At 59.0% G+C, this 13,791-nt stretch carries 5 protein-coding genes; all 5 read left to right on the forward strand.

Annotated features, from left to right (window positions below):
- Positions 1-42 precede the first annotated feature (42 nt).
- Entirely contained in the window at positions 43-1,749 is a 1,707-nt protein-coding gene (locus tag JZ00_RS17525) for a ShlB/FhaC/HecB family hemolysin secretion/activation protein (protein ID WP_039592368.1), read from the forward strand.
- A gap of 24 nt (positions 1,750-1,773) precedes the next feature.
- Positions 1,774-11,064, forward strand: coding sequence for a two-partner secretion domain-containing protein (locus JZ00_RS17530; RefSeq protein ID WP_200900490.1), 9,291 nt, complete (start codon positions 1,774-1,776; stop codon positions 11,062-11,064).
- Entirely contained in the window at positions 11,061-11,918 is an 858-nt protein-coding gene (locus JZ00_RS17535; RefSeq protein WP_039592367.1) for a PoNe immunity protein domain-containing protein, read from the forward strand. The genes JZ00_RS17530 and JZ00_RS17535 overlap by 4 nt, the downstream gene beginning before the upstream one ends.
- Positions 11,919-12,028: 110 nt before the next feature.
- Positions 12,029-12,604 carry a hypothetical protein gene (locus JZ00_RS17540; RefSeq protein WP_039592366.1) on the forward strand — a complete coding sequence of 192 codons (576 nt, stop codon included), beginning with the start codon at positions 12,029-12,031 and terminating at the stop codon, positions 12,602-12,604.
- A gap of 350 nt (positions 12,605-12,954) precedes the next feature.
- A complete protein-coding gene (locus JZ00_RS17545) occupies positions 12,955-13,788 on the forward strand; it encodes an oxidoreductase (RefSeq protein ID WP_039592365.1) in 834 nt (277 codons plus the stop codon).
- Positions 13,789-13,791: the final 3 nt, after the last annotated feature.

Raw genomic sequence — 13,791 nt, forward strand, 5'->3', positions numbered from 1 at the left:
TGCGCCGCAATTTTGCTGTCGTTTTGTATCGAGGGATCGAAGATGTCCGTGTATGCCTTAGGGACAAGGCTTGTCGTCGCGTCGCTGTATTTTCTGGCGATGGACATTGCCGTCGCCGCGCCGACCCCCGGCGACACGGATCTGATCCGCGAGCGCCAGGACCGTCTGCTCGAAGAGCAGCGCCGGCGCCTCGAACAGCTCAAAGAGTTACCGGGCAAACCCGCCACACCCCAAGCCCCCGTCGCGCCGACCGACAACCGTTGCTTCCCGATCAAGACCATCGAACTCAAGGGCGCCGATGCCCTGTCAGAGCGTGAGCGCCAACGCTTGCTCGCCCCCTACATCAATCAATGCCTGGGCGTGCCGCAGCTTAACGAGTTGCTCAAGACCATTACCGATGCGTACCTGGAAAAGGGCCTGGTCACGAGCCGTGCCTATTTGCCGCAACAGGACTTGTCCAGTGGGCATCTGCAGGTGCTGGTGGTCGAGGGACGGCTTGAAGGACTAAAGGGCGTCGAGGGCAGTGGCTTGTCCGAGCGCGAACTGGCCATGAGTTTTCCCGGCAAGCCCGGCGAATTGCTCAACTTGCGGGACATCGAGCAAATGGTTGATCAGTTGAACCGTTTGCCCTCCAACAGCGCCCGGATGGAGCTGACGCCGGGACAGAATATCGGCGGCAGTGAAGTGCTGGTCAGCAATACCTCGCAAAAACCTTGGCGCGTCGGCCTGTCACGGCATAACGATGGGCAAAAAAGTACCGGCGAGCAGCAATGGGCTACCGCCTTCGATTGGGACAGTCCCTTGGGCCTTGCCGATCAACTGGCCCTGCGCGGTGGCCACGATGCCATCAGCGACCATCAGAAGACTTCCCGCAATGCCATGCTCTATTACAACCTGCCGTTTGGCTGGTGGAACCTGAGCTACACCTACAGCCAAAGCGAGTATCGCGCGCTGGGCCAGGCCAACGGCTTCAACTTCAAGCAGAGCGGCGACAGCCAGAACCATCAGTTGCGCCTGGAACGGGTGGTCCACCGTGACGCGGTGAGCAAGACCTCGCTCAACACAGGCCTTTCCTACCTGCGTACCAACAACTTCATCGAAGACAGCAAGCTCTCCGAAAGCAGCAATCGCATCAGCGAGGCGCAGTTCGGCATCAACCATGGGCGGCGGATCGGCAATGCCTTCGTCAACCTCGACCTGGGCCTGCAAAACGGTATCGGCGCCCTCGACGCCCAGGGCGACCGCGACCCTGGGCCTGGCGTGCCGGATGCGCGATACCGCAAATACACCGCCACCCTCAGCTACCTGCAGTCCTTCGAGTTGGGCGGCGAATCCTTCAGCTTCAGCAGCCTGATGACCGGCCAGCGCAGCGAGGACGCGTTATTCAGCCCGCAACGCATGAGCCTGGGTGGGTTGTCTTCGGTCCGCGGCTACAAGGACCAGACGCTGTCCGGCGACAGCGGCGGCTACTGGCGCAACGACCTGCGCTGGAGCCGTCCGGTGACGCTGGAGTGGCTGCGTCCGGTGTTCGCCGAGTACGGCACCAGCCTCGGTTACGACCAGGGCGTCATTCGGGGCGATCGCTACAACGGCGACCAGCATGGCCGCATGTCGAGCAACTCGCTGGAACTGTTCGCCCGCGGCCAGCACTTGAGCGCCAGCGTCACATTTGCCCACTCCCTGGAACGTCCGGACGCCCTGACCGAGCGCGAAGCGCCGATCTACTTCCGCGTGGATGTATCCATCTAATTCTGTTTGCAAAGAGACCTGATCATGGACGACCGCCAATACGCCTTCCTGGCCCGCCAGCCCTCTGCTGCCCTGAAAAACCGCGACGCCTTCTGGGGCATGCCCAAGCGTGGCCTGGCGTTCCTGTTGGCCAACGTCATGTTCTGGCAACCGCTGTGGGCCCAGGCCGACGGTATCGTGGTCAGCGCGCCGGGCACCAGTCTCGGTCAGGCGGGCAACGGTGTGCCCGTCGTCAACATTGCCAAGCCCAACGGCAGTGGGCTGTCTCATAACCAGTTCAAGGACTACAACGTCGGCAGCAACGGCGTGATCCTCAACAACGCCACCAACCCTGCCCAGGCCACGCAACTGGGCGGGATCATCCTCGGTAATCCGAACCTCAAGGGCTCGGCCGCCAAGACCATCCTCAATGAGGTCAACGGTGGCAACCCCAGCCAGTTGCGTGGCTACACCGAAGTCGCGGGGCAATCGGCCCACGTCATCGTCGCCAACCCTCATGGCATCACATGTAACGGATGTGGCTTTATCAATACGCCGAGGGCGACGCTGACGACGGGCAAGCCGATCATCGAGAACGGCCAGTTGAACAGCTACCAAGTGGATCAGGGCAGCGTGGCCATTGAAGGCGCGGGCTTTAACGCCAGCAATGTCGACCGTTTCGAAATCATCACCCGCAGCGCCAAGATCAACGCTGAGATCCAGGCGAAAAGCCTGACGATCGTGGCCGGTCGCAACGACGTCAACGCCGACACCCTCAACGCCACCGCCCGCGCCGATGACGGCAGTGCCAAGCCGGAACTGGCGATCGACTCCTCGGCGCTGGGCGGCATGTACGCAGGCGCTATCAAACTGGTGGGCACCGAGGCGGGTGTCGGGGTGAAGCTGGACGGCAAGATGGTCGCCAGTGGCGGTGATATCCAGCTCGATGCCAATGGGCATTTGAGCCTGGCCGAGACGGCGGCTGCCGGAGCGGTCCATATCCAGGCCAAAAGCCTCGAAGCCCGGGAGCACGTGTACGCCGGAAGCCGACTCGAAGTTAAGACCCAAGGTGACCTGAGCAGCCAGAAAAACCTGGTGGCGCGCGACAGCATCCACCTGGACAGCGGCGGCACGCTGACCAACAACGGCATTGTCGAGGCCGGGGTCAATGCCGATAACAGCCGCAACACCACGGGTGATGTCACCCTCACCGCCAAGCAGTTGAACAACGCCGGCAAAACCGTCATCGCCAGCCGCGACCTGAATGTCACGACCACCGCTGCGCTGAATAACCAGGGCGGCACGCTCAGTGGTCAGGGCAAGACCACCGTCACCGGCAACGTTGTGGATAACCGCAATAAAGGCCGGATCCTGGGTAACACCGAACTGCACCTGAGCGCCGATCAAGTCCTCAACAGCCAGGGCGGCCTGATCAATAGCCAGGGCCTGCTGACGGCCAACCTGGGCCATCTGGAAAACAATGCCGGTGAACTGTCGAGCCTGAACAGCGCGACCCTGGTCCTCGACAGCCTGGACAACCTGACCGGCCTGGTCATGGCCGGCAAGAACCTCGACATCACTAACACCGGCGCGATCAATAACCGGGGCGGCGAGCTATCCAGCCAAGGCGTCATGACCGTGCGCACCGCCAGCCTGGACAACAGCAACAAAGGCACCGTCGCCGCCAATGGCAAGCTGCTGGTCAGCGCCACCGGCGCGGTCAACAACGCCGAAAAAGGCCTGATCGCCAGCCGTACTGCCGAGGTCGAGTTCGATGCTGCCAGTCTGAATAACGCCAAGGGCACGCTGCAAGGCGAGGGCCTGGTCACCGTGGATGTATCCGACGACATCGATAACCAGGGTGGCAGCATCATCGCCAAGGACGCCAAGCTGAGTGTCTTCGCGACGAATCTGGACAACCGTGGCGGCGTGCTGTCCAGCGTCAAGGCGGCGCTGGAGGCACGCACCACCGGTGTGCTGAAAAACGGCTATGACGTGAACCGCCAGGGCGGCACGATCCAGGCTCAAGGACTCAACATCCGAGCCTTGGCTGGGCTGTTCAACGACGGCGGACGCATCGCTGCGCAAGCCGGCGATGTCGTGGTTACCAACGCGACGGCGGACATCAACAATCGCAACGGCGGGATATACGCCACGGGCAAGGTCTGGATCTCTGGCCGGGACATGGACAACAGCGGCGGCGGGCAGGTCAGCGCCAGTGGTATCGACTTTGACCTTTCGGGTGCGCTGAACAACAACGCCGGCATCATCGAAAGCCAGGACAGCCTGGACATTCTGGCCGCCAGCTTGAGCAACCAGAAAGGCCAACTGCGCACCCTGGGCCAGAACAGCACCACGGTGTTCAAGATCGGTGGCCTGTTCGATAACAACGACGGCACCCTGGAAACCGCCAGTAATGATGTGGGCTTCAACACCGGCAGCGTCCAGAACGTGGGTGGCAAGCTGCTGCACACTGGCCTGGGATTGTTCGGCATCAGCCAAGCCAACCTGGGGCAGGCCGGCGGTCAGTTGGTGACCTACGGCAACCTGACGGTGACGGCTGATCGCTGGACCAACAACACGGCGATCCAGGCCGGGCACTTGGTCGTGGATGTTGATCAGTTGACCCAGACCGCCACGGGCCAGTTGCTCAGCACCAATGGCATGGTGGGCCGTGGCAACAATTGGCGTGTAGACGGCCTGGTCGGCAGCGATGGTGCGATCGACCTGCAACTGACCGGCGCCTATACAGGCAACGGTCGCTTGAGCAGTCTCGGCACCTTGGGGCTCAAGGCCGCGCTGATCGATCTGGAGCAAGGCGGCAGCATCGCTGGCGGTGGCAACACAACCGTCGTGGTCGATGGCGTCCTCAACAGCTACGGTCGCCTGACCTCAGCGGCGGACATGAGCATCACTGCCGCCACGGTGAACAATTACGGCACGTTGGGCAGTGCCGGCGCGCTCGACGTATCCACCGGCGACTTGCTCAACGAACACGGTTTGATCTTCAGCGGCGGCAATACCAGCCTGCGCGTCAATAGCCTGACCAACCGCTATGCCGATATCTATAGCCTGGGTGACCTGAGCATTGATCGCGACGGCCTCGGCACCCGTGTCAGCCGCATCCTCAACAGCTCCGGCTCGCTGCAGAGCGACGGCAACATGCGCCTGGCAGCCAGCACGATCGACAACGTCCGCGAAATACTGACCACCCACGACGCGGGCATCTACACCGCCTCGATCAGGGAAGTGGCCTGCATCGAAGGGTACAACGCCGGTGATTGCAGCGGCGGCAAGGAAAACCACGTCTGGCAAATTATCCAGCGCGACAAGTTCGAAGTTACCTCGGCCAGCGCGGCTTCCAGTATCACCACCGGCGGCAGCCTGGATATCCAGGGCGACACCCTGACCAACCGGAGCAGCAGCCTGGGTGTCGGCGGTGCGTTTACCGCCAATCTTCTCAAGCTGGATAACATCGGCATTGAGACCGGTGAGATTGAAACCTCGCGCACCTTCAGGTCCGAACGCACGCGTAATCCAGGCAACTGGCGCTCTGCCGCAGATGACTTCACCAACAAATACTGGATCGCAAGCCCAGCTTACGATCCCAATAAGCTGACCGGCCTTGAAGCTGCGATGAGCAGTTTCATCGGCATGACCGAACATGAGTTGACCCAGTTTGGCACTCAAACAGCCACCACTGATAACCAGACCTATGCTGCGATCATCCAGGCCGGCGGAGCCGTGGATGTCCGTATCCAGGGCGAAGCCGACAGCCGTGTCGTGCGCGGCGGTTACAATTATGTTGGCGCCGGACCGCGTACCGACACCGACGCTGACAATGTTTTCTCGACCCGTATCAACATCAATCGACAATTACCGCCGAACCTGACCCAGCAACAGGTCGATCCGCTGGCCCTGCCGGGGTTTGACTTGCCCACCGGGCAAAACGGCCTGTTCCGCATGAGCGGCGACGGCTCGACCACGCCGACCCAAGGTGCGGGGCTGACGCAAGTGCGTGGCCTGCCGGACCGTTCGTTCCAGGCCAACCCGCAAAAATACCTGATCGAGACCAACCCGGCGCTGACCGACATGCGTCGCTTCATGAGCTCGGATTACCTGCTGAGCAACCTGGGCTACGACCCCGACGTCGCCGCTAAGCGTTTGGGCGACGGCTTCTACGAACAACGCCTGATCCAACAAGCGGTGATCGCCCGCACCGGCCAGCGCTTCCTCGACGGTCAGACCTCCGACGACGGCATGTTCAAGTACCTGATGAACAATGCCATCGCCAGCAAGGACGCTCTTAACCTGTCCCTGGGCGTCAGCCTGACCGCCGAACAGGTTGCGGCCCTGACCCATGACATCGTCTGGATGGAAAACCGGACGGTGAATAATCAACAGGTGCTGGTGCCGGTGCTTTATCTGGCCCAGGCCAACAATCGTCTGGCGCCGAATGGTGCGCTGATTCAGGGCTCAGACGTCAGCCTGATTGCCGGTAAAAACCTGAACAATGCGGGCACTTTACGTGCGTCCAGCAACCTGAGGGCGACGGCGGGCGACAGCTTGGTCAACAGTGGGTTGATGGAAGCGGGTGGTCGGCTGGATGCGTTGGCGAGTAATAACCTGACTAACCGGGCGGGTGGGGTTATTGCTGGGCGTGACGTGAGTGTTGTTGCCGTTGCCGGTGATTTGGCCAATGAACGCACCATCACCCGGCATGCCAGCAGCACGGGCTACAAGACCGAGCAACGTGACTTTGCCGACAGTGCGGCGCGGATCGAGGCGAGCAATGATCTGGCAATGGGGGCGGGGCGGGATATCGCCAACAAGGGGGGCGTGCTCAAGAGCGGCAATGACACAACATTGCGTGCTGCCCGAAATATGAACATCACCGCCGCCGAGCAGGTGGACAGCCATACGCAGGGCAGCAAACATCGAGACCAGACCATTACCCAGAACGGTTCTAGCGTTACGGTTGGGCGGGATCTTCAGGCCGCTGCGGGCGGTGACCTCAACGTGGTCGCTAGCCAGGTCGAAGCCAAGCGGAACCTGGCCATTGTCGCTACCAAGAACTTGACCTTGGGGCCAGCGGCGAATGAACAGCATTCGTATGGCCAGAGCAAGAAGGTCAAGAGCATCGAGGATCATGTCCAGCAGGTGTCCACCGCGCTCAAGGCGGGAGGGGATGCGACGCTGAGCGCGGGGCAGGATTTGGCGCTGGTGGCGAGTACGGTCAATGCCGGGGGGGAAGCCTATCTGGTGGCGGGTAAGAACCTTGACCTCAAGGCCGCTGCGGATCAGGACTACAGCTTCTACAGCAAGACCAAGAAGTCTTCTTCAGGGAAGAAATTCCGGCTGGATGAAACGGGCAGCACCACCCATGTGGGCAGCCTGGTCAGTTCCAGCGGCAACAGCACGCTGGTGGCGGGTGAAAACCTGCTGTTGGCAGGTAGCGCCGTGACTTCCGAGAAAGGCGCGACGAAATTGGTCGCCAGCAAGGACGTACAGATTCTTGCCGTGACCGACTCCGACAGCGCCCGCCATGAGCGTAAGGAAAGCAAAAGCAGTTGGGGTGGGTTCAAGTCGAGCAAAGTCCAGGACAAGGTCGATGAGAAGCGCACGACTGCCATGGGCAGCATGGTCTCAGGCGAGACGGTCACCGTCGCGGGCGGCCAAGATGTGAAAGTGACGGGCTCGTCCCTGGTCAGTACCGGTGATCTGGCAGTCCAGGCCGGGCGCGACCTGACCATCGATGCGGCGAAAAATACCTTCTCGCGCGCTGATATGCACAAGGAAAAGAATCGCGACCTGACAGGTGTATTGACTGGTAACAAGCTGGGCCTGGATGACATGACGGGCAATCAGCATCTGTTTATCAACAGTCAGAAGCACAACGGCACGGCTGCAGAAACCACGCTTACCGGCAGCACAGTTGGCTCCAGTGCTGGCAATGTGACGCTTACGGCTGGGCGTGAGTTGAGTGTGGTGGCCAGTGATTTGGTCAGTACCAAGGATATGGCGCTTACCGGTTCCAACGTGACCATCACCGCGGGTGATGAAACCGCGCGGCAAACCACTGAGGACAGCTCTAAAAGCTTGGCAGTGGGTAGGGTCATCGGTGGTGCGATCGTCGACACCGCAAGGACTATTCGCGACGCGTCCAAAGCTGCGAAGAATGCCGATGACCCTCGACTCAAGGCAGTAAAAATCGCCCAGGCTGCGCTTGCGTTTTACAACCTGGGTGGCCAGGCCTCGGATGCCAACGGGCAGAGCTCCGGGTTCAAAAACAAGCAAGGCGGCACCCCCAGCAATGGCTCACTGATCAAGATCGGTACCGAGCTGGCCAATACGCGCAGCAAAAGCAGCAGCGAGTACAACAGCCTGACGGCGAAGCAAAGCACCCTTAATACCGGTCAAGAGCTATCGATTGTTGCCACGGGGGACGCGGCGGGAACCCTGGGTGATATCCAGATAACCGGCAGCAGCCTGAAGGCTGAAAACACCTTGTTGCTGGCTAAAAATGATGTGCTGCTGAAAAGTGCACAGGACACCGTTGATCGCAAAAACGACGGGTCGAGCAACAAAACGGCCATTGGTGCCAGCTTCAACATTGGGGAGCAAAACGGCTTCACCCTCGATCTGGGGGCCCAAGGTGCGAAAAACATGGGTAACGGCAAGTCCGTCACTCAGGTCAATACCACGTTGGAAACTGGATCGCTGTTGTTGCAAAGCGGTCGCGACACTACCCTCGAAGGCGCACAGGTCCGCGCGGACACCATCAAGGCCTCGATTGGTGGCAACCTGAATATTGTTTCTCTCCAGGACACCGAATCGTCGAAAAGCAAGCAAAGCAGCGGGGGGATCGGAGCGAGCATCTGCGTTCCGCCGTTCTGCTACGGCTCCATGGTCGCGGGTTCGGCGAATATTGCCGGCGCCAACATGAACAGTGACTACAAGGCCGTGACCGACCAGAGCGGATTGTTCGCTGGTGCCGGTGGCTACGACATCCATGTGGGTAAAACCACGACCCTGCAGGGCGCTGTGATTGCCAGTGAGGCGCTCGCGGATAAAAACCGCCTCAGCACGGATCGCTTGCTCGTCAGCGATATCAAGAACAGCAGCAATATCGAGAGCCAATCGGCGGGAATTTCCATCTCGGGCAGCAATGTTGGCGGCTCCTCATTCGGCGGCAGCATCCCAGTAGCCCTTAAGGACAAAGATCACAGCTACACCCGCAGTGCTGTCAGCGAAGGCACGATCGTTGTTCGTAACCCCGAGGGCGCGACTGACCTGGTGGGGCTGAACCGCGATACCGCCAACGCCAATCAGAAGCTGGACAAGCCTGATGAAGAGGCCATGCAGGAGCGTATCGACCTGATTCAAAGCTCGGCGCAACTGGCCAGCGGTGTTATCAGCACGGTCGCTAAGGCTAAGGCGGATGAGGCCAAGAGGCTTGGGCAGGAGGCAAAGGATCAAGCCAATGCCGGTTCGCCGGCTGCCGAGTCAACCGCCCGGGCGGCGGAAGCGGCCAGTTTGGAAGCCGCCCGCTGGCAGGTAGGCGGTGATAAGAAACTGATGGCTGATATCGCCTCTGGCTTGATTGCCGCAGGTCTTGGCGGAGCCACGGGCGGCACAGCTGTTGGCATCGTCGCCAATACAACGTCCAGCGATATATTCAACAGAATTGGCAGCTTTGCCGACGAACAGAAAAACCGTAAGGACATCGATAGCGTGACCAAGGCCGCCTGGGCGGAAGGCGGCGCGGCGCGCGTCATGTTGCATGCCTTGGCGGGAGCGGCGATGGGGCTTTCCAGTGGTAGCGTGCAGAGCGGGGCATTGGGTGCGGGCGCCTCAGCTCTATTGCCGTCCGTCATGCAAGCTTTGGCTGGCAGCAAGCTGACAGAAACGGAGCAAAAGACCGTAGCCTCGCTAATAGCTGCTGGCGTCGGTACGACGGTTGGATCCGGTAGTGGCGTGATCGGTTCGGTCGTGGCCGGTGGCACTGCGCTGGGAGTGGAGAAGTACAACCGGCAGTTGCATCCAGACGAAATAAAGTTCGCCTCAGACGATGATCGAGTCAGTCGTTACGCGAAGGAAAAGGGCATCACTGATGAACAGGCGAGAATGGAGCTCTTGCGAACCGCAGCAGCGATGGTTGACCGAGGATGGAATGCTGTACTGGATGTGAAGGATGGCAAGACGGCAGATGCCGCCAACTTCCTTCGAACGGAGCTTTCGCAGCTGAAAAGCACAGATCTGTTTCAGGTGAGCCTGGCTGACTATAACAATGAGCGACTGGGCTTGGCAGAGCTGATGAAAGACAGGAAGTCAGTTGAAAATCTGGTCAAGTACATTGAGCTGGTTGACCCTTACCATTACATGCGTGACCCAAAGAATCAGGCCGCAATACTTAATGCAAAGGGCCAAGGCAGCGCCGAAGGTTTTGCTAACGCTGTGGAGAACCTGGCGAGTTTCGGATCCAAGACGGCACTTATGGCGATGAGTACGGTGAATTGTCCGAGTTGTGGAGGACGGCAATTTGCCGCTGCCGTGGAGGCTGTCCAAAGTTTGCCTGAAGACTTAAGGCTCAAGGGGTATCTGGACACCCTGCATATCATGCAAGGGTATGGCGCTGATGTGCTGAGGCAGAATGAGGCTATTGCGACTTCTGCGGGAGTGGGCATCGGTCTGGGCGGTGCGGGAGCCGGTAGCGCAGGGTTGGCGACGACACGCCTGACAGGTGAGCTTGCAGAGGCAGTGGGGAAGCGCTTCACCGGAATACTTAACGAAGCGTCCGAGCAAGCGCTGATCAAAAGTGGCGGTATCTTTGGTCCTGATGGCCAGCCAATGATGGATCTGGCAGTTTTAACCAAACAGCAGAAAAGCGTCATGGGTGATTTGTTTGGCGAGCGTTCTGTTCAGCAAATCGTTCCCGAAGGACAGAAGCTTGCACGGGTTCCGGGGATTGGGGAGACGGGGATCGATGATCTTTATAAGGTGGATCGTCCAGATGTGGACTACGTCATTATCGAGTACAAGTTTGTCAGTGATAACAAGAAGTCCGGCTCCTCGGGGCTTGGTAATCCGACGGATGGTAAGCAGGGTTCTATAGCATGGACTCTCGGGGGTGATCGTCTGGAGCGTGCGGTTGGAGAAAATAGGAGCATGGATGTACGGAATGCTGTGGATGCGAATCGTACTGAAACCTGGGTCGTGAGAACTCGGCCAGACGGCGCTACAGAGATTGAGGTGCTTGACGCTCGTGGAAAAGTCAAAGCGATAGACACGTCTAAAATTTTACCTGCCAAAAATTTGAATGGGGTTGTTCCATGATTCGTGCACCTTGGGGGGATGAACAATACTGGAATGGTCGTGAAACAAAAGATCTGCAATGGATTGAGCGCACCAGTAAAATTTTGTTGGAGCCTTCGGCCAACCCCATATACAGAGCGCAGTTTGCATTCGACTTCGCTAAAGATAATTTGCGCGCCGCCATACGGGTCTACTCCAGAGGTGGCGATGTTGCAGAGATGCCAACATATTTCCCCGGCATTTTGGACGCTTGGGAAATATCCAACCGTACCTCCGATGAAATCTGCGCAGAAAACAATCTCCAGACTTGCCGAGACTGGACCTTTGAGCTCACAAATTTAAACCACTATATCTGGTGTTTCTGGTTGGTGAGCCTGGCGCTCGTTCTTGAAATTCCCGACGACCAGTGGCTTCGTTTGGTTGCGTTGATAGGCGAGGGCGGGCAGGACGTTCTGCTTGATCGAGTCGTGGCGTCACGTCAACCAGAGCGGCCGATTGGGGAGAACCTCCTGCATGCCAAGCCCTACGCAAGGCTGCTCAAGGCCATTGACGCGCCGCAGGCGCAGCAAGCAACGTTGTTGCTTGCTTTCGTAAAACATTGGTATCCAGAGTTGAACCGGCGCGGCAAACAGCAACCGTGGTGGTACATCTATGGTGATCCAGTGAAACATCCGCTTGAGATGGGAAGCTATTTTGGTCGTTGGTGTTTCGAGGCGGTCGCCGCCGTGAAAGTCTTTGGGCTTGATGATAGTGACTGCATCGGACATGAGCATTATCCGGGAGATTTACTCCATCCCGGTGAAGAAGCTGTTCCAACACCTGGGCCAGTCGCCAAGCCTGGATGGTGGGCAAGGTTGTTAGGACGTTCAGGTTAAGCAATGTCCAAATCAGTCATCGATTACTAGAACGTGGTCATCGCTATTGCGCTTTTGTCGAAAGTACTTCGGCGGTCTGTGGTCATTCAAATTTTTGCAGGGAAGTAATCATGAAAAAAACCACCTTTTTAGTTCTAGCCATGGCCCTGGCAGGCTGTCATTCAAACGTCAGGGACTCCTCGCCAAGCCTGCTCAAGGATGGCGTGCAGTTGCAACAACCCAAGGTCGTCGCTGACGCGGAACACGCCAAGATCATCATGAAGGCGACAGGATTCACCCACCCGGTGCAATTCTCCGTGCGGCGCAGTTCCGATGCAGACCAACGTGCCGAGGTCTTGGGAACCGTGGTCGATTCCGGTCGTGGCAAGGTATTCGGCTGGATCGCCAAAGTGAACGAGGTTGCCAACAGCGCCACCGTAAAACGCTTCCCCCAGCTGGAGGTGCAGGCTGACCCCGGGCAGGCGATTGAAGTGATCGGTGAATCACGGGTCTACGACTCGAACTACTACCGCTATGCCGAAAAAATTGTTTATGCGTGCGGCCCTATGAGTTCCACCTTCAAGCCCGAGAAGCAAAAGGTTTACCTGGTGGAGTTCGTGATCATTGGGGCAGGTTGTGAGCAGCATGTTTACGATGTCACTCAACCTCAGGAGCGTATTCCTGTGGCGAGCGTCCAGGGGCTTTGAGTCGGACTTGAAAAGCAGAAGGTCCGGAAGCGAAAGGGGGACAGACTTATCTGTATGCTCAGTTCTTAAATGAATCTATCCCTTTGTCATGACCAGGGAGCAGACCGTGGCGAGGGAGCTTGCTCCCGCTCGGTTGCGCAGCGACCGCAAAATCGAGGGGCTGCTGCGCGCCCCAGCGGGAGCAAGCTCCCTCGCCACGAAAGCGATGCGGCTCTATCCAGCCGTTGCAAATGATCGGCCCGGCATATGACGGGCTGATAGAAATAGGCAATGCCCCAAGGCAAACCGGCATAGGTGGGTCAGTTTTCGATCGTTACCATGGCTTCCTGCCTATCCATCTGGAGTTCACCATGCACGACAGAAAAACCCTATTCATCACCGGTGTGAGCAGTGGCCTGGGCAACGCCCTGGCGCAGGAGGCGCTCGCAGCGGGCCACCGTGTCATCGGCACCGTGCGCAGTGAGGCGGCGTTGCAGGCCTTCGAAGCGCTTTCCACGGAACGTGCCCATGGCGTGATCCTGGATGTCACCGAGTTCGAGCGAATCGATAGCGCAGTGGCGGAGGTCGAAACCACTTACGGTCCGGTCGATGTCCTGGTCAACAATGCCGGCTACGGTCACGAAGGCATCCTCGAAGAATCGCCGCTGGAGGAAATGCGTCGCCAGTTCGACGTCAACGTGTTTGGCGCGGTCGCGGTGACCAAGGCCTTCGTGCCGTATTTTCGTCAGCGCCGTGCCGGCCATATCATCAACATCACGTCCATGGGCGGCACCATTACGATGCCGGGCATTTCCTATTACTGCGCGAGCAAGTTTGCCCTCGAAGGCCTCTCCGATACGCTGAGCAAGGAGCTGCTACCGTTCAACATCTTCGTGACGGCCGTTGCGCCTGGCTCGTTCCGCACCGATTGGGCCGGCCGTTCGATGCAGCGCACTGCTCGAAGCATTGCCGACTACGACGCCAGTTTTGATCCGATCCGTAAAGCGCGCGTGGAGAAAAGCGGCAAGCAACTGGGCGATCCTCGGAAAGCGGCACAAGCGATGTTGCAGATCATTGCCAGCCCGACGCCGCCCGCGCATTTGCTGTTGGGCAGCGATGCACTGAACCTGGTGCGCGACAAGCTCAGTCGGGCGGCCAGCGAGATTGATCAATGGGAAGCGCTGACCCGTTCGACTGACGGTTGAACA

Origin of the sequence: Pseudomonas frederiksbergensis (genome assembly GCF_000802155.2) — a bacterium.
Classification (GTDB): domain Bacteria; phylum Pseudomonadota; class Gammaproteobacteria; order Pseudomonadales; family Pseudomonadaceae; genus Aquipseudomonas; species Aquipseudomonas frederiksbergensis_A.